Origin of the sequence: Photorhabdus sp. CRCIA-P01 (assembly GCF_003545805.1) — a bacterium.
In the GTDB taxonomy this organism is placed as follows: domain Bacteria; phylum Pseudomonadota; class Gammaproteobacteria; order Enterobacterales; family Enterobacteriaceae; genus Photorhabdus; species Photorhabdus antumapuensis.
In genome coordinates this window covers 84,851-103,679 of record NZ_NMQR01000014.1, presented here as the reverse complement: position 1 = coordinate 103,679, position 18,829 = coordinate 84,851, and the positions used below count along the sequence as shown (strand labels likewise).

Annotated in this window: 16 protein-coding genes, 2 tRNA genes and 1 pseudogene; 8 read left to right on the top strand and 11 right to left on the bottom strand. The window is 40.7% G+C overall.

Annotated elements, in window-relative coordinates; translation table 11 throughout:
* Together D3222_RS11100 and D3222_RS11095 are read left to right on the top strand one after the other, a co-directional pair.
* Positions 1–294 (top strand): Mor transcription activator family protein (locus D3222_RS11100; RefSeq protein ID WP_118986207.1); only part of this gene is annotated, 294 nt, incomplete at its 5' end.
* 173 nt (positions 295–467) lie between these two features.
* Positions 468–950: pseudogene (locus tag D3222_RS11095) on the top strand (class I SAM-dependent methyltransferase); the annotation flags it as partial.
* 120 nt (positions 951–1,070) lie between these two features.
* On the opposite strand, the gene D3222_RS11090 reads toward D3222_RS11095, so the two are convergent.
* Together D3222_RS11090 and D3222_RS11085 are read right to left on the bottom strand one after the other, a co-directional pair.
* Positions 1,071–2,048, bottom strand: a complete 978-nt coding sequence (locus tag D3222_RS11090; RefSeq protein ID WP_118986206.1) for a leucyl aminopeptidase — start codon at positions 2,046–2,048, stop codon at positions 1,071–1,073.
* A gap of 488 nt (positions 2,049–2,536) precedes the next feature.
* Positions 2,537–3,223 (bottom strand): riboflavin synthase subunit alpha, encoded by a 687-nt coding sequence (locus tag D3222_RS11085; protein ID WP_118986205.1) that lies wholly within the window; start codon positions 3,221–3,223, stop codon positions 2,537–2,539.
* A 224-nt stretch (positions 3,224–3,447) separates the two neighbouring features.
* On the opposite strand from D3222_RS11085, the gene D3222_RS11080 reads away from it, so the two are divergent.
* From D3222_RS11080 to pykF, 4 genes are all read left to right on the top strand, one after another.
* Entirely contained in the window at positions 3,448–4,821 is a 1,374-nt protein-coding gene (locus D3222_RS11080) for an MATE family efflux transporter (protein WP_118986204.1), read from the top strand.
* 582 nt (positions 4,822–5,403) lie between these two features.
* Positions 5,404–5,480 (top strand) — tRNA-Val (locus D3222_RS11070).
* Between the two features lie 30 nt (positions 5,481–5,510).
* Positions 5,511–5,587: transfer RNA gene (locus D3222_RS11065), tRNA-Val, on the top strand.
* Between the two features lie 607 nt (positions 5,588–6,194).
* A complete protein-coding gene (gene pykF, locus D3222_RS11055) occupies positions 6,195–7,604 on the top strand; it encodes a pyruvate kinase PykF (RefSeq protein ID WP_118986202.1) in 1,410 nt (469 codons plus the stop codon).
* A gap of 857 nt (positions 7,605–8,461) precedes the next feature.
* Here pykF and D3222_RS11045 read toward each other — a convergent pair.
* Positions 8,462–9,313: an enoyl-CoA hydratase-related protein gene (locus D3222_RS11045; RefSeq protein WP_118986200.1), complete on the bottom strand. Its 852-nt coding sequence runs from the start codon at positions 9,311–9,313 to the stop codon at positions 8,462–8,464.
* 440 nt (positions 9,314–9,753) lie between these two features.
* Between D3222_RS11045 and D3222_RS11040 the strand changes: the two genes are divergently transcribed.
* Positions 9,754–9,990, top strand: a complete 237-nt coding sequence (locus D3222_RS11040) for a major outer membrane lipoprotein (protein WP_036805405.1) — start codon at positions 9,754–9,756, stop codon at positions 9,988–9,990.
* 110 nt (positions 9,991–10,100) lie between these two features.
* On the opposite strand, the gene D3222_RS11035 is transcribed toward D3222_RS11040, so the two are convergent.
* From D3222_RS11035 to sufA, 7 genes are all read right to left on the bottom strand, one after another.
* The gene (locus tag D3222_RS11035) at positions 10,101–11,171 is read right to left on the bottom strand and encodes a L,D-transpeptidase family protein (protein WP_118986199.1); all 1,071 of its coding nucleotides are present in this window, start codon (positions 11,169–11,171) and stop codon (positions 10,101–10,103) included.
* A 114-nt stretch (positions 11,172–11,285) separates the two neighbouring features.
* Entirely contained in the window at positions 11,286–11,702 is a 417-nt protein-coding gene (gene sufE, locus D3222_RS11030; protein ID WP_118986198.1) for a cysteine desulfuration protein SufE, read from the bottom strand.
* A gap of 37 nt (positions 11,703–11,739) precedes the next feature.
* Positions 11,740–12,978, bottom strand: coding sequence for a cysteine desulfurase SufS (gene sufS / locus D3222_RS11025; protein WP_118986197.1), 1,239 nt, complete (start codon positions 12,976–12,978; stop codon positions 11,740–11,742).
* On the bottom strand, positions 12,975–14,288 hold the full coding sequence (gene sufD, locus D3222_RS11020; RefSeq protein WP_118986196.1) for a Fe-S cluster assembly protein SufD: 1,314 nt from the start codon (positions 14,286–14,288) through the stop codon (positions 12,975–12,977). Before sufD ends, sufS begins: the two co-directional genes overlap by 4 nt.
* On the bottom strand, positions 14,263–15,009 hold the full coding sequence (sufC, locus tag D3222_RS11015) for a Fe-S cluster assembly ATPase SufC (protein WP_118986195.1): 747 nt from the start codon (positions 15,007–15,009) through the stop codon (positions 14,263–14,265). Before sufC ends, sufD begins: the two co-directional genes overlap by 26 nt.
* 57 nt (positions 15,010–15,066) lie before the next feature.
* Positions 15,067–16,563, bottom strand: coding sequence for a Fe-S cluster assembly protein SufB (gene sufB, locus D3222_RS11010; RefSeq protein ID WP_118986194.1), 1,497 nt, complete (start codon positions 16,561–16,563; stop codon positions 15,067–15,069).
* 12 nt (positions 16,564–16,575) lie between these two features.
* On the bottom strand, positions 16,576–16,944 hold the full coding sequence (gene sufA, locus D3222_RS11005; protein WP_118986193.1) for a Fe-S cluster assembly scaffold SufA: 369 nt from the start codon (positions 16,942–16,944) through the stop codon (positions 16,576–16,578).
* Between the two features lie 660 nt (positions 16,945–17,604).
* Here sufA and D3222_RS26700 point away from each other — a divergent pair.
* The gene (locus tag D3222_RS26700) at positions 17,605–17,814 is read left to right on the top strand and encodes a Hok/Gef family protein (RefSeq protein WP_369973512.1); all 210 of its coding nucleotides are present in this window, start codon (positions 17,605–17,607) and stop codon (positions 17,812–17,814) included.
* A gap of 341 nt (positions 17,815–18,155) precedes the next feature.
* On the opposite strand, the gene D3222_RS10995 is transcribed toward D3222_RS26700, so the two are convergent.
* Positions 18,156–18,308 (bottom strand): Hok/Gef family protein, encoded by a 153-nt coding sequence (locus D3222_RS10995; RefSeq protein ID WP_157975318.1) that lies wholly within the window; start codon positions 18,306–18,308, stop codon positions 18,156–18,158.
* Positions 18,309–18,829: the final 521 nt, after the last annotated feature.

Sequence of the window (18,829 nt, the reverse complement as noted above, 5' to 3'; positions counted from 1 at the left end):
GTCAGTGAAATAATCCATGTTGAGCCTGCGTTGGCTGAACAAATTGGTGAAGCTGTTGCGAACCATATGATGCAGGTTTGGGGCGGTCAAAATGTCTATTTTCCTATGGGCATGGTTTGGAAAGTTAGCCTCCGTGATCGTGAGATTTTCAACGAGTTTAACGGTAAAAATCATCATGATCTGGCTCGCAAGTTTGGTGTTTCTATTCAATGGATTTACAGCGTAGTGAAGCGTATTCGAAAGGAGGAACTAGATCACCTGCAAGGTAAGTTATTCGATAACGAATCTGAATAGGCAGGTCAAACTAATTGAGCTTAGTAAAATCAGATGGCAGACTAAGCATGATTCTCGTTCGGTCTGCCTTTCAAATACTGAAAAGGATTTACAATTGAATCTCCATAACTTCCCACTTAGTCCAGTTTTTTCCCATAATTATCTTTTAGTTCCCTTTCAAATATCTTACTTATGATCAACATGAGCAGTTCGACAAAATTGTTTCTGTCGGTATGTTTGAACACGTTGGACCTAAAAATTATGCGACTTACTTCGACGTTGTTCAAAGAAACTTGAAACCTGATGGCTTATTCCTGCTACATACTGCCGGCTCTAACAAATCTAAAGCTGGTGCTGACCCGTGGATCAGCAAATATATTTTTCCTAATGGCTGCCTGCCTTCGATTGAGCAAATAGCTCACACCAGCAAAAGCTGTTTTGTTATGGAAGATTGGCATAACTTTGGCGCAGATTACGACCGCACATTGATGGCCTGGCATGAAAGATTTATTGCCTGCTGGCCTGAAATACAAGATAACTATAGTCCGACATTTAAACGCATGTTTAGCTATTACCTGAATGCCTGTGCAGGTGCATTTCGTGCTCGCGATATCCAATTATGGCAAATCATATTCAGTCTAAAAGGTATTGAAGGCGGGTTACGGGTAGCCCGATAATTAACCAAAAGCTACAGATTTCCACTGTAGCTTTTAGTCAATACAACATATCCATTTGTGACTCTAAATATTAAAAGGTAAATTCCTATTCTAAATTTAAAAAGATCGCTCTGTTTCTCACTAACGGAAATTACTCATATAACCATTATCAAAAAAAACTGTTTGATCAAATGCTATTTTTCCACCAGAAAATATCAAATCTAAATGATGACTCCCTTTTACTCCACCACCTAAACCAAGATGTAAGCCGGGATGCCGTTCTTCAAAACCCGCATTTCTGCCATAAAGCGCTTTCACACCCATGTTAGTACCAATACCAAACTCTTCAACAATTCTATTTCCGTGATTATGGTTTAGGTATAAATTAAAATCCCGACTAAATTCATCATTTTCACAATCAAACCCAATAATTTCACCCTCTTTTATATTTATAGTCATCATATTATTGACAACGCCATACTTTATAGCAAAGGGTGCAGTACTCAAAAAAGTGCCACTAAAGCTGACACTACCGTTAAGGTTCTTTATATGGCTTGCTATCTCCCCAGGAATAACATCAAGATTTCCATTACCATCAATGGAAGTCCATTTATGGCCTTTTTCTAAATAACCTACAATCGAGCCCCCTTTATTATCTGTATATTGAACCTTTTGTGATCGACTTGATAATTCAATAATTTTTTTATTTCTTTCTGCTATTGATACTGGCGGCTCGCTGAATGCTTCAATAAAATGAGGACCATAATCTTTAAACAGTACAGATTTCTTCCATGATTCAGTAATAAAACTTCTTATTTTGGTTAGATATTCCGGTCCTTGTGGAGATATATTCTTTAATGTTGATGATGCATAAAGAAAAATAAACAAATCACAATCGGATATTTTTTGTTTTATATCGTCTGCTGATGTTTCTTCTAAAAAAGCAAAATCAGATCTTACATCGAAACCCGTTTTATACATATGCATCTTTTGCGCAATATTGCGATGCTCAGTATCAGATCCGATAAATATTTTTATACATTCATCATTTCTTACTTTATCTGAAATTGCAGGATGATGTGATAAACAGCGATACATATTTTCAAGACTTTTATCCATGAGAACAATCCTGTTTATTTTTAAGTAAGGGGACCTCCCCTTACTTATATACTTGTCATACCTCAATATGCATTTATTATCTCGCCGTGGCACGGGGAGATAATAAACTGCTTTCATCTTGCGAGCCGCAACTTGAAGTTTATGGGGTATCTATTATTATAAAGAACCTTAATGAGGCCAAAGTGCTGTACCAAAAGGTACGACAGCTTGCGCATTCATCATTTCAACAGCGTCATCGTGTGTAGGTTCTTCAAGCCATTCATCTAACTCAATCGGGTTTTCCATAAAGTAGCCTCTGAAAATATCATCGTGGGGTTAGCCTGCGTTTTACAAGAAAGCGCATTAACACAATAATAACAACATAAACCATATCAATTAACAAGCCATGAGCAATACTGCAATGCGCATCACAAAAAGGAGCATTAATAGGATCAACACTCCCTTTTAACAACGATTAATTCTATTTGAAAGCGACGGGCGGAGTCCTACTATCGCTCATCATTTATTAAACATTCTTCCACGAATGTCTCTGGTTGCCGAGAGGCAACCCGTTCCCGCTGTTCCCTCTCTTTCTGAGCAAGAACACGCTCCACTGTATCAACAATCGCCTGAGTCTGTGAGTCAATCTCAATATTCACTTTTTGACCAAGACGTTTCTTACCTAATGTCGTACGTTCCAGTGTTTCAGGAATAAGGTGAACGCAAAAACGATTATTAACTACATCACCAATTGTCAGACTAATTCCATCGATGCCGATAAATCCTTTATGCAAGATATATTTCATTAATTGCTTATCATGGATACGGAACCATATTTGATGATTATTTTCTGAAGTGAAAATTTTAGCTATCTCAGCAACCGTGATGATATGACCGGACATCAAATGCCCGCCAATTTCATCCCCAAATTTGGCCGCCCGCTCCAGATTCACATAATCCCCTAGCTGTAAATCTCCAAGATTAGTCAGACGTAGAGTCTCTTTCATTAAGTCGAAACTCATCTCATCGCCTTCTATTTTGGTTACCGTCAGACAACAACCGTTATTGGCAACTGACGCCCCTGTTTCAATACCTGGCAATAATTCAGCCGGGAATTTAACAACATGAGTCCGAAAATGACTTTTTTCATCAATAGCAACCAAGGGTGCTTTTCCCTGAACGATGCCCGTAAACATAGAAGAACCTCTTAATGACTGTGTATAATTATTGATTAGTTTATATCAAGTTGTCATTGATAAATACCACCTGATCATTCGAATATAAACTCAGCATTATTGTTGTAATATAGTATTAAATAGATACAATACTCCGGTTAGTAAGCGATTGATTTTTCGAAAATCGTTTCTTATATACAGATGTCTTTCTTAATATTTTCTACTTTATAAAAAAGGTGTAATGCGTGCAGAAGTATTTAAAAGAAGCGCGTAGTTTGCTCGCTCTAGGGATTCCCGTCATTATTGCTCAATTTTCACAAACTGCAATGGGGGTTGTGGACACCGTTATGGCAGGTAGCATCAGTGCAACAGATATGTCCGCAGTTGCTGTTGGCACCTCGATCTGGCTGCCAGTTATCTTATTTGGTTACGGCTTACTATTAGCTTTAACACCCATTATTGCGCAAATGAACGGTTCTGGTCGCAGGAGTCTCATTGCTAACCAAACTCAGCAAGGGTTCTGGCTGGCGATTTTCCTCTCCATTATCATTATCGCTATTCTATACAACAGCAAATTCCTGATTGACAGGCAACACAATATAGATCCACTTTTGGCAGAAAAAGCCGTTGGATTTATCCACGCAATAATGTGGGGTGCGCCGGGCTATCTGTTTTATCAGGTGCTGCGTAATCAATGTGAAGGTTTATCGAAAACCAAACCAGGCATGGTGATTAGTTTTTTAGGATTGTTGATTAATATTCCGATTAACTACATATTCATTTACGGTAAATTCGGCGCTCCCGCTTTAGGTGGTGTCGGCTGTGGTGTTGCTACTGCCAGCGTTTACTGGGTTATGTTCCTACTAATGCGTTGGTATGTGAAACGTGCATCATCACAAAGGGATATCCGCCCTAAACATCGCTTCGCCGCACCAAATTGGCATATTCTGAAACGCATTTCATCCCTCGGTTTTCCTATTGCGATGGCGGTATTTTTTGAAATTACCCTATTTGCCATAGTGGCATTATTGATCTCTCCTTTAGGCGTTACTGCTGTTGCAGGACACCAAATTGCCCAAAATTTCAGCTCATTAATGTTTATGTTCCCAATATCTTTAGCGGCAGCAACCACTATCCGCGTTGGCCATAATTTAGGGAAAGAATCTATTGAGAATGCTCGGATATCAGCCTATACCGGAATTATAGTTGGTTTGGTATTTGCTTGTTTAACCGCAACCTTTTCTATTATTCTGCGAGAACCGATCGCCTTGATGTATAACGACAATCCTGAAGTTATCATCATGGCATCACATCTGATGCTATTTGCCGCGCTTTACCAATTATCTGATTCCATACAGGTTGTAGGGGCTGGTGTTTTACGTGGATATAAAGATACGCGTTCTATCTTTTATATCACTTTTATCGCTTACTGGATTTTGGGGCTACCAAGCGGTTACATTCTGGGATTAACTGACTATGTTGTACCCGCTATGGGGCCACAAGGGTTCTGGATCGGCTTTATTATTGGCCTGACTGCATCAGCAGTGATGGTATTTACCCGTATTTTGTGGATACAAAAACAGCCAAATGAGGTAGTTTTACAACGCTCAACCCGCTGATTTCTTTTTCATAAAGCCGGGAACGAATACTTAACTGGTGGAATAAACGACAAATTCACTGTTATATACCTAATAGATTTCAAGATGCATCAAGGCGGCAAGGGAGAGAATCCCCGGGAGCATAGCGAACTATGTGACCGGGGTGAGCAAGTGCAGCCAACAAAGAGGCAACTTGAAAGATGACGGGTATATACCCTATGGATTTCAAGATGCATCGCGACGGCAAGGGAGCAAATCCCCGGGAGCATAGATAACTATGTGACCGGGGTGAGCGAGTGCAGCCAACAAAGAGGCAACTTGAAAGATGACGGGTATAGATGTAAATACGAACAGTTGAACAATAATTTGTATTATTCCCCTTGCCAGAAGGCTAACTCGCCGTTAATATCCATCCCCGTTGTCACCAATGCAATTTAGTGCCTATCCGAATAGGCGTAATTGTTGCAGGCAATTTGAACACGGACAGCGCGGAAAAACCGGAGCGTACACGTAGTACGTGAGGATTTTGAGCACTGCCTAGGTTCGCTCTTTATGGCAAAGAAGGGCAAATAAAATAGCCCTATTGGTATAGGCAGTTAGATTGCGTCCGTAGCTCAGTTGGTTAGAGCACCACCTTGACATGGTGGGGGTCGGTGGTTCGAGTCCACTCGGACGCACCAATTGCTTAGTTGATTACACCAGTTTACAGTGCGTCCGTAGCTCAGTTGGTTAGAGCACCACCTTGACATGGTGGGGGTCGGTGGTTCGAGTCCACTCGGACGCACCAAGTCTACAAATGGCTATTCTTGTTTTTATCATCTCCTCTCTTGGTTGTGCTTAATTTATTTCCCACGTCAAAATACACTATTGTTTGTTTACAAACAGTTCACGCAATGAGCTATAACTCTTCTCTGTTAAGATCTGCGTCATTTTTCCAGTTTACCGTTATAATTAATTGATATATGCCTAATAGATTTCGAGTTGCAGCGCGGCGGCAAGTGAACGAATCCCCAGGAGCATAGATAACTATGTGACTGGGGTGAGTGAAAGCTGCCAACAAAGCAGCAGCTTGAAAGATGAAGGGTATAATCATTTTTCGATTCATTTCACAGAAATAAGTCTCTATAATACGGCGCAATTTAGGGTTGAATGGTTTCAGCTTATTGATTTGCCGGACACTGAAAAGTTACCAACAAAGAGGCAACTTGGAAGATAACGGGTATATAAGCTCGCATAATTACATGCGCCTAACCTCACACGAAAAGCACCGTATGTTTTCCCCACCACTTGTCCTTAATGATGCTGCGCAACGTTCAACACCACATGGTATCCGCGCAAACCATAAAGTGGGTGGTTCACTATTTTATTCAATTAAAACCTGTAGATAGATTGTCATGAAAAAAACCAAAATTGTTTGTACTATCGGACCAAAAACAGAATCCGAAGAAAAACTAGCCGAACTGTTGAATGCCGGCATGAATGTTATGCGCCTCAACTTTTCACACGGAGACTATGAAGAGCACGGCCAGCGTATTCAAAATATCCGTTCAGTTATGACTAAGACAGGTAAACAAGCCGCTATTTTGCTGGATACTAAAGGCCCTGAAATTCGAACTATGAAGCTGGAAGGCGGGAATGATGTTTCTCTAACCTCAGGTCAGACCTTCACTTTTACCACTGACACTTCCGTTATCGGTAATAAAGACCGTGTTGCTGTCACTTACAGTGGTTTCCCCGCGGATCTGGCTCCCGGTAATACCGTGCTAGTTGATGACGGCTTGATCGGCATGACAGTTAAAGAGGTCACTCAGTCAGAAGTTATTTGCCAAGTTTTGAATAACGGTGACTTGGGGGAAAATAAAGGTGTCAATCTGCCGGGTATTTCCATCAGCCTGCCTGCCCTGGCTGAAAAAGATAAGCAAGATTTGATCTTCGGTTGCCAACAAGGTGTTGATTTTGTCGCCGCTTCTTTTATCCGCAAACGCTCCGATGTTCTGGAAATCCGTGAACATCTGAAAGCACACGGCGGTGAAAATATTCAAATCATCTCTAAGATTGAAAATCAGGAAGGTCTGAATAATTTTGATGAAATTTTGGAAGCTTCTGACGGGATCATGGTTGCTCGTGGTGATCTGGGCGTTGAAATTCCGGTTGAAGAAGTGATCTTCGCCCAGAAGATGATGATTCAAAAATGTAATATCGCTCGCAAAGTTGTTATCACTGCAACTCAAATGCTCGATTCTATGATTAAAAATCCGCGTCCTACCCGTGCTGAAGCTGGAGACGTCGCTAATGCCATTCTGGATGGTACTGATGCAGTTATGCTTTCCGGTGAAAGTGCAAAAGGCAAATATCCAATAGAAGCGGTGACTATCATGGCAACGATTTGTGAGCGTACAGACCGCGTAATGCCAAGCCGTATCGAAGCTGTCAATTGCCGTAACCTGCGCGTGACCGAAGCGGTGTGTCGTGGTGCGGTTGAAACAGCAGAAAAACTGGAGGCCCCTCTGATTGTGGTCGCAACCTATGGCGGTAAGTCTGCCAAATCCATTCGTAAGTATTTCCCTGGCGCCCCCATTCTGGCATTAACGACTAATGAAGTGACTGCCCGCCAATTACTGCTTGTTAAGGGCGTCTCTACCCAAATTGTTAAAGAAATCGCCTCTACCGATGATTTCTACCGCATTGGTAAAGAAGCGGCGTTAGCGAGTGGCCTGGCGAAGAAAGGTGAAATCGTGGTTATGGTATCTGGCGCCCTAGTTCCAAGTGGCACAACCAACACGTCGTCTGTTCACGTACTTTAATTTAATAGGTCGCTTTATTTCTGAAACACCGTATATATAACGGTGTTTCAGGGCATGTAATATCTGATTTTCTCCGCTAATTTAATGTAATATTAAATTATTTTCCCAATTATCATACTCACATATTTCTTTCCATTCCATCTATTTAAGTGAGTGATGAAATAATCTTATTTCTCCTATTTGTCATTACAAAAAAATTTAAAATCACTATTTTTAATTCCGATTTTTAAATTATCCATTCAGGATAGAATATATTTAATAATCAGTCATAATACATATTTTTCAAAAATAATTCACACAGATAAAACCCTACGGTTATTCACCCAGATATTAACAACTTTAAAATGTAATAATGTACCTTTGTTATTTCCATTCGCCTTGATTTCTATTGATGTTCATATTCATGCAATAACATGCAAAAATAAAATAACCATAGATTAACTCATTCCTCAAAAATATTCCTTTTAATGCTATACCTTTTAATACTATACCCTTTAACACGACGTTATTAACAAATTCATCATTAACTATTACCTCTACAATCCGACCATTAATCAAGATCATAAAATAAGATTGAACAAGAATAATATTTTATAAATGTCTTACATATTGTTAACAATAAATAACAACAGGAATAATTAATCAGAATTAAATAAAAATAGGAATATTATTAACATATTTATTATTATGAATCAAATTATTCCATCCACTTATATGCTAGTTAATATTAATAATAATGCCATTTTCTGTTTTCTCACGGTCAGAAAATGGCTTAACCCTCAACAATGATGACATTTTCCAGCACTACATCATTTGTAGAGAACCCTCTTTACATATCATCAACATCTTTGCCTTGATCATGGCTCATCGAAAGCTTTACCGACTTCGCTTAAGTTCTGAAACTCACTTTTTGTTCCAGTCGCTTTCGCTTGAATCGAGCACAAGATATCTTGACGACTAAATATCGAAGCTTGCAAAAGTGCTATTTGTTGCAACGATTCGTAGACACCATGATCACGGCTGTAAAGCATGGCCCGTTTAACCCCGCTAATAGCAACTGGAGGCCGATCAGCAATACGCCGGGCAGTCGCGAGAGCGCCTTCAATTAATGTCTCCGTAGAAGGGAACACCTTTACCACCAGCCCAAAATCATGAGCCTGAACCGCACTCAGAGTATCCCCAGTCAGGGCAAGATAACGGGCCATACCTCCAGGAATCAAATGTTGCAAACGTTGAAGAATACCTAAGTCAGCCATCATACCAATATTGGTTTCTTCTATCCGAAACTTCGCATTTTCAGCAGCAAAACAAAAATCGCATGCAGCAATTAAATCAAAACCTGCCCCAAGACAAGCGCCTTGTACGGCGGCAATAACAGGGAATCGGGCACGCTCCAATACGCTTATCGCCTCCTGCATTTGCAATAAGTTGAACCGCATCGCTTCCCGCTCAGCAGGATTAGTCGTATTAGCCTCTTTGCTAGAAGCAAAGATTTGCAGATCAAGCCCACCACAAAATGTGTTTCCTTGCGCAGAGATCACCATTGCCCGCACTTCACCTGAATGACTAAGTTGCTCTATTGCCTCAGGAAACCGTTTCCAGAACCCAAGCGCCAAACTATTTGCCTTTTCGGGACGACTGAGTTGTAAATGAGCGACTCCGTTGTCAATGCTGATGTTAAAATATTCGTTAGATTGATCAGTTAACATAACAAACTCCTCTTACCAGTTTGAATTCGAGCCTAGGATTCAACCTGAACATTGTCAAGTTATTCATCTACAATAAGATTCAGTTAACAAATTTGTTTTAAGAGAAACCCTAAATTTATGTATAAAAAATGACTTCATTAAAGAGATGTCCCGATGGTTCAATAGATGCAAGATGACCAAGATATTGTATTTTTTATTTATAAGAATTTTTAACTAAAATTATTTCGAAGAATATCATTCCCTCATGGAATAGGCTTTTTTTGATTAAAATGTTACTCAATGGTTTTGTTTTTTTACATTTAGATGAAAATTATCCGCTTACTAAAGAGAAAAATTGAAATAATTGGTTTTCATGATAAAAATTTATTCTCTTTCTAAAAAACTTTGTGTAATACTTACATGGCTACTTGGAGATTAACTTAAATCTAGAGGGTATTATAATGAATCGTACTAAAATTGTACTGGGTGCAGTAGTTCTGGCTTCTACTCTGTTGGCTGGTTGTTCAAGCACTGCTAAGGTTGACCAACTGACTTCTGATATTCAGACTCTGAATGCAAAAGTTGATCAACTGAGCAATGACGTGAACGCAGTACGTACTGACATTCAAGCCGCTAAAGACGATGCAGCTCGTGCGAATCAGCGTCTGGATAATCAAGTTCGTTCCTACAAAAAATAATTTTTTGTAATTATGTACAAAAATGGCGCGCAATCCATCTGTGCGCCGTTTTTTTATCATCAGATTCTGTCAGATAAATATTTGCTGACTTCCTTGTCCGCAATAAAATATTAATTTTCCCGATAGATTGGCCCAGGCTGATATAACGGCGGTAATTTAAACGATTCAGATACATCGTTATTCACTTCCTGTTCTGCTCCTTTAACATCGTCTTCCATCCGCGCTATATTCTCTTCTGATAAGTCCTGTTGTGTTTCAGGCTCTATACCTTTACTTACCAGCACCGGCAGACCAGAACGACGTACCATCGCTTGTTCAACAATATTCTTATCTGTCTTGCTATTATCAATGAACTTGTTCAAATCGGCTGAGCGGACAATAGGTAATGTCTGTGGATCATCATCCTCTTTTTTAGACAACGGCTGATGTACTTCAATATAATGCTCACCATTTGGTTCTACGGAATACTTAACCGCTTCATTGATAATCTGTACTCGTGTTCCTCGGGGAACAGCGTTGAATAGCGCTTCAATATCATCAGGGCGCAAACGAATACAGCCCGAACTCACCCGCAGACCGATACCAAAATCAGCATTAGTGCCGTGGATCAAGTATTCTCCTCGCCCGGCAGCTAAGCGCAATGCAAATGCACCCATAGGGTTTTCCGGGCCAGCAGGAACAACCGCAGGTAAAATAACCCCCTGTTCAGCATAATGTTTACGGATATTCTTAGTCGGCGTCCAAGTTGGATCTTTAATTAGCTGACTAACAGATGTTGTCATCACTGGCGTATTACGACCGAGTTGCCCAATACCAATCGGATAGACGATAACTTTGTTTTTTCCTTTAGGAAAATAGTAGAGTCTGAGTTCTGCAAGGTTAATCACAATCCCCTGCCTCGGTGTATCAGGCAACAACATTTGTGATGGAATAATCAGTTCAGAACCCTGAGCAGGCAAATAAGGGTCGGTACCTGGGTTAGCTTCCAGCATTGCCAATAAACCAATTTCATATTCGGCAGCAATGGCCTCTAAAGAACGTCCATCATCGGGTACAACCAATGTCGTATTTTCGCCAATTAAACGACTATTGGCCTCTGGCAAAGTATATTCCGTGGCACTGACTGTATTAGTTAGCCCACTGAACAATAACACGCTAATAAACGTTAAAACTCGTTTCATGCTTGCTTCCTGGAATGACTTCTGAATGTTATCGAATAAATTTAAGTGTAAAAGGTTGAAGCCTTATTGGCCGTACATATTATCAGTAGCGAAAGAAACACGTAAGACCGATATTTAAACCATTTTACTTGTCCTATTTCGGATGGCGCGTATCATCGCATGTAACCCCTGTGTGCGTGAGGGGGTCAGATGTTGCTCCAAAGACAATTTTCCAAAATATTCAGTCACATCCAAATCCAGAATCTCCTGGGGAGTTTTCTCTTGAAACAGGATAAAGACAATCGCAACCAATCCTTTAACAATAGCGGCATCACTGTCACCAATAAATTCCACTTTGTTTTGGTGATTCATTCTCAGCAGTATCCATACCTGACTCTGACAACCTGCAATTAAATATTCAGGCTGGCGTTGTTCGTCAGTAAGAGGAGACAACCTCGCCCCCAGTTCAATCATATAGAGATATCTTTCTTCCCAGTTCTGGCAACGGGAAAAATTATGTAACAATTTATTTACGTCGGGCAAACTTACCATGACTTCTTCCTTATCACTCTTTCGATCTATAACCGGCTCAACCCAGTAACTTTTCTATTCGCTGCAATCCAACAACAAGCGCATCAATATCGTCTTGCGTGGTATAAATCGCCAATGACGCCCTACACATGCTGGAAACGTGGTAATGCTCCATTAAAGGAAGAGCGCAATGATGCCCGGTACGGATCGCTATTCCATATTGATCAAGGAAACTTCCCACATCATAAGCATGATGTTGACCAAGGTTGAAAGCAATAACTCCCTGACGTTGTTCAGGACCATACAATTTCAGGGTTCTGACCTCTTTTAGCCGCGCCATTGCATAATCCATCAGTGCCTGTTCATGTTGCTGAATTTCATCCAGCCCAAGCGAAGTGACATAATCAACAGCAGCACCAAGCCCAATAATTCCCACCATATTTGGGGTCCCTGCCTCAAATCGCCACGGTGGTTCTGCATAGGTTATCCCCTTTTGCAGGCTGACCTGTTTTATCATCGCACCACCCCCTTCCCAAGGTGGCATAGCATCCAGTAGGGATTTGCGCCCATAAAGCACACCAATGCCTGTTGGGCCATATAATTTGTGGCTGGAAAAAACATAGAAATCACAGTCCAGATCCTGCACATCAACTTGCTTATGCATAATGGCTTGAGCACCATCGACCAGAATATGTAACCGGCTTCCCTGTTCATCAGCCAGTTTTCTTGCCTGTTCTATGATTTGACGTACAGGATTCACTGTGCCAAGCACATTAGAGAGATGAGTAAAAGAGAGTAATTTAGTACGTGAATCAATCAAAGAGGCTAAAACCGCTTGATCCAACTCGCCATTTTCATTCAATGGCCATACTCTAATTTCAAATCCTATCTGTTCTGCCAGCATATACCACGGAACGATATTGGCGTGATGCTCCATTGCAGTAATAACAATATTATCGCCATTATTGATAAATTTGCGGCCATAACTGTTAGCAATCAGGTTAATCCCTTCCGTCGTACCTTTGACGAATACAATTTCTTCATTACTTTGAGCATGAATAAATTGCGCCATCAGGTGGCGAACATCTTCAACCATCCGGGTAGCCGCAGAGCTCAAGGTATGAATTCCCCGGTGAACCGCCGCATACTGGTACAAACAGAATTCATTTTCTCGTTCAATAACCGAAACCGGCTTCTGAGCACTGGCGGCACTATCAAGATAAACCAGTGGATGCCCATTAACCTGTTGAGTTAACACCGGGAAATCTTGCCGCACCTTTTTTACAGAAAAAGTCATTTTTCCATTCTCGCTAAACGGTGCTTAATATGTTTCATAACAACGGCCTTCAGGGATTCATCTTCAATAGATTCAGTCAGCTCCGCGGCAAAAGCAAATACCATCATATGTTCTGCATCATGTCGGCTGATGCCGCGTGATTGCAGATAAAACAGTTGTTCTTCATCTATCCGACCAACGGTCGCACCATGACTGCATTTCACATCATCAGCGTAAATTTCCAGTTGGGGTTTGGTATCCACTTCCGCCTGTTTACCTAACAACAAATTGTTATTGGTCATTTTTCCGTCAGTTTTCAATGCGTGAGGCGCTACTTTAATCATGCCATTAAATACCGCTTTGCTCTGATCCATCACAATGGTTTTATGCAACTGGCGGCTTTCACCATGCCCCTCATTATGTTCCAAATAAGTACGAGTATCAGCGACCTCTTTTCCTTGTGGCAACAGTAAGCTGTTCAACGACAAATTCGCCCCTTCGCCATTCAACTTAACACTGGTATTGTGTCGGCCAAGCCCAGAGCCTAATAAAAAACTGGTGCTTTTTACTTGAGCATCACGACCAATCACAATATCGTTATGCGCAAAGTGATAGCTTGCACTATTCTCAACCCCCAGTTTTATATGGGTGAAATGGGCATTATCCCCCACTTCCGCAGTCAGTCGGCCTCCTGTCATATGAGATTGTTGTCCATCAATACTGACGAAGTGTTCAATCACGCTGGCACTCGCATTCGTGCCTACAGCGATGTGGTAGCGGTAGTGGCTGGTATTCAATGCTTCACTACGATGACCACTGGTTATATTCAACAGGTAAAGGGGCTTTTCTGCCACTTGTCCAGCCTTTAACGTAATAACCAAGGGCTGTTGGGCCAAACTTTCTGTCAGGTGCAGAAAAATCTCACCTTGTATCGGCGCCGGAAGCCCACTTTTGTTATCCAGTAAATTTAGCTGATATGGTCCAAATTCACAGGAACTCAGTAAGGGTGAAAAACAACCATCCACCATAACGACACGCCAACAATCCATTGGAATCGCCAGTTGTTCGCATTGTGCTACTGTCAATTCCCAAGTTTTGTTGCTGTATTGCTGATTTAACAATTTATCCAGCGGCGTATAACGCCAATCTTCATGTTTGAATTGAGGAAAACCGGTTTGAGTGACCCATTGCCAATGCAAACTGGCATGAAATGAATCTTCACCATGACGGCAGTGATACAAATCAGCAAAACGGACTAATGCTTGCTGGTTACGTTCTGCAACTTGCCGCACCTTTTCAGCTCTTTCACTGTTGGTCAATAAGCCAGCCATAACCTTGTTCCTCCAACTTTTTCGCCAAACTGAAATCACCGGATTTAATAATTCGTCCCTGATAAAGTACATGCACAAAATCAGGTTTGACATAATCCAAAATACGTTGGTAATGGGTCACAATAATGAATGAGCGGTTTGGATCACGTAGGGAATTCACACCATTAGCCACAATTTTCAGTGCATCAATATCCAGCCCTGAATCTGTTTCATCCAGAATGCAAAGTGTCGGCTCCAGCGCGGCCATTTGCAGAATATCGTTACGTTTTTTCTCACCACCGGAAAAACCGACATTGACTGAACGTGTCAGCAAATCCGGTGGCATATCCAACAATTCAATTTTTTCTTCGATAAAATCGGCAAAATCAAAGCGATCCAGCGGCTCCTGATGACGATATTGGCGAACAGCGTTCACTGCGGTTTGCAGGAAAAATTGATTGCTGACACCCGGAATTTCCACCGGATATTGAAAAGCCAGGAAAATCCCCTCCCCGGCTCGCTCTTCCGGTTCAAATTCCAGTAAATCTTTTCCTTTAAAGGTGATTTCACCCTCATCGATTTCATACTCTTCACGGCCAGCTAACGTTGCTGATAATGTACTCTTACCGGAACCATTCGGCCCCATAATGGCATGAATTTCACCCGGTTTAACTTCAAGATTTAATCCTTTTAGGATTTCATTACCTTCGACACTGACTCGTAAGTTTTTAATACTTAACATATTACATGCCTTCGAACGACTTAACGTTCTGTCATAAAAAAGGGAAACAGGGAAAACTCATCCGACACTGTGTTCAAGGCTGATCGCCAGCAATTTTTGTGCTTCAACGGCAAATTCAAGGGGAAGTTCAGAGAACACATCCTTACAGAACCCATTAACAATCATGGAAATCGCATCATCTTCACTAATGCCACGTTGTAAACAATAGAACAATTGATCTTCACCAATGCGGGAGGTTGTCGCTTCATGCTCCAATTGCGCCGTATTGTTCTGTACTTCTACATAAGGGAATGTATGCGCGCCACATTCGGTACCAATCAACATGGAATCACATTGGGTATAATTACGGGCATTTTCCGCTCCCGGCAATATTTTAACCAACCCACGATAACTGTTCTGACTACGGCCAGCCGAAATACCTTTTGAAATGATGGTTGATTTGGTATTACGGCCAATGTGGATCATCTTGGTACCGGTATCTGCCTGTTGAGTACCGTTAGTCAGAGCAACGGAGAAAAACTCGCCAATCGAGTTATCCCCTTTCAGGATCACGCTGGGATATTTCCAAGTAATTGCGGAACCTGTTTCCGATTGAGTCCAAGACATTTTGGCATTTTCGCCTTCACATAACGCTCTTTTAGTCACAAAGTTGAGAATTCCCCCGGCACTGTCACCACCGGAAAACCAATTCTGGACAGTGGAATATTTCACTTCGGCATCTTTATGGATAATCACTTCGACAACAGCAGCATGAAGCTGATAGTTATCACGCACCGGTGCGGAACACCCTTCTATGTAGCTGACATAACTGCCTTCATCGGCAATCAGGATAGTTCGCTCAAATTGGCCCGTTTTCGCAGCGTTGATACGAAAATAGGTGGATAGCTCCATTGGGCATCGAACCCCTTTTGGTACATAAACAAAGGTACCATCAGAAGCCACCGCGGCATTCAACGCGGCAAAAAAGTTATCGTGGCTTGCAACCACGCTGCCGAGGTATTTACGGACTAATCCGGGATATTCCTGTATCGCTTCACTAAATGAGCAGAAAATAATACCTTCTTTCGCTAACTTATCCCGATAGGTTGTTGAAACAGAAACGGAGTCAAAAATAGCATCTACCGCAACAGCTTCACCTTCCCGTACAGGAACACCCAACTTATCAAATGTTTCTTCAATTTCCGCAGTTAAATAGCTATTAGCTTGCTCCGCTCCTGTTCCTTGAACAGCGCCAGATTGTGAATTGCAACTATCACCACAAGCGCCGCATGAAGGCGCTGAATAGTAACTGTAGTCCTGGTAATCAAGATTGGGATAATTCGCTTTCAACCAATGAGGTTCTTCCATTCCTAGCCAATGGCGATAAGCCGCCAGCCGAAATTCAAGCATCCATTCGGGCTCATTGCGTTTTGCGGAAATGGCCCGCACAACATCTTCACTCAAACCCTTAGCTAACTCATCCGTCGCTACCTGAGTAAAGAAGCCTTCTTTATAACGATGAGCGCTGAGCCAAGTCTGCACATCATCACTGATTTCTACATTGCTCTGAGACATATATTGGTACACTTATATACCAAAGCTTTCACCACACCCACAGGCATGTTGTGCTTTTGGATTATTGAATTTAAATATCTGATTTAAACCTTCACGGACAAAATCCACCTCAGTACCATCGATAAATGGCATGGCTTTCAGAGGGACATATAGACATGCACCTTCATTTCCATACCTTAGATCATCAGGTGCTGGATCGTTAACCATCTCAAACACATAGCCAAAGCCGGCACATCCTGACTGCTTAACCCCCAGATATAATCCCTTACTTTGTGGGTTTTGCTGCATCAATTTCAGGATCTGCGCTGCGGCTCTCGCGGTGATAGTAATTCCCTGCCATGCGGTTTCATTCAGAGAAAAGGTTTCAACACTATTTGTCATAGTTGACCTCACATTTGTTCTATAGCCATTTTTACCGCCGTTATCGGAGAGTTCTCCTCCCGTACAATGGTAATGATAACCTTTATCACTTCAACCATTTGTTTTAAGAGGATATACCTTGAACAGTACAAATTTTATACAAATACGATTATTTATGTTCATTTCACATGAAGGCATATCTTTAATTTACTGTTTTATCTATAAATTATTAGTTTGATCAATTGTGCTATTTTTTACTTATTGGCGTAAGAAAAAAGCACAAAAAGTTCATCAGAAATACCATTTGATGTGAGCTTTTAGATATACGGGAGAGTAATTCCTTCCCCAGTATGAAAATAGCAGCCAGCCAGATAAAATTGACATAGTTAGCCGGAGATGCAAAATAGAGGTTGTCATTATGATGATAATATATGCAAATAGAATTTCTATTTAATCGACGCAATTAATTAAATGCATTAAGAAACAAGTTTATCTATATATTCCACTTTCAACACTCTTTCCTTTTTTTATTAATAGCTTTACTAGCTGCTAATTTAATTCGAAGGTATTACGTAACCATAATAAATCTTTTCAAGATCTTGCATCTCATGCGAATAAACGTATACTGCCTCCGGGTGCTTGAGACTTTCTGTCTTGAGCATTATGTTCTAAGTAGAAATTATGTTTCAGGCAGAAAAAGAAAAGCCCCATCCGACTATAAATCGAAATGAGGCTACTCCTATGCATAAGCAACATAAGGCTAGCCTCTTATCTGGCAAAAAGCAAGGAGAGAAGGCTATGAAGCCGCAAAAAATCGCAATATTTAGTTTGATCATTATTTGTGTGACGTTACTCCTGTTCACATGGATAACAAGGGAGATGTTGTTATGACTTAGTTCTCAGGCACCCTTCATATTTAAATGGAATTAAACGTAAATTAAAACCGCTGAAATTTTAGGATTAATTGATATATACTGGCGTTTACAGATTTGAATAAAAATTTGCAATTAGGTTTTTACCTATTCCAATATTAATTCTTTTAATATCATTCACCATTCATATTACACTCGACATTTAAATTTATCGAATATATATAATCAATTCAAATAACCCGTGATATTATAAAAATATGGATAAAATGACGGGATAGCAATTAATAGTTGGTGATCGGGCGCTTGAGAGCCATGTTCAACAACATTAGAGATGGCGGGGATTACTCCCCGCCGTTGCTCTTACTTGGGTTCGTAATCCATGAAAACAGCAACCTCCGTTTGGCCGCTTCGGATGCGAACCTCACAGAGATCCTTCCTCGTGACCATCATAGCCGCTAAAGCGGCAATACAGATAACGATAATAGCGATAAGTACCGCTTTTTGCTGTTTCATAGTTAGCGTCTCCTTGCCTTTCGGCGTGTAAGAGGCTAGTCTTATGTTGTGAAGCATAAAGAATAGGCCTCAAATTGATTGAAAGATCATTTGGGGCTTTCTTCTATCCGCTCCAGCACGCCAGAAACAGATAGTCTCAAGCGCCCGCCCAGAATATATCAAAGCAAAATACATATATCTATATATATATTACATTATATTTCTCAGTTTATTTACAGTAAGCCATCCCTGACTTGTGATTTACTGCTGATATTCGGTATAAATTCCAGCGAAAATGACACAAATTAAAATCGCTGAAATTTTAGCATTAATTGATATATACCGGCGTTTATAGATTTAAATAAAAGGAAATTTTTATCTATTTCGATATCAATCCCTTTAATATAATTCACCATATCCATTCTATTCGACATTCAAATTCATCAGATATATAAACAGATCACATAAGCAATGATATTATAAAAATAACTTTTTCACTTAAATAGTAGGTTATTCCACACCAATAACCTACTTCTACTTTT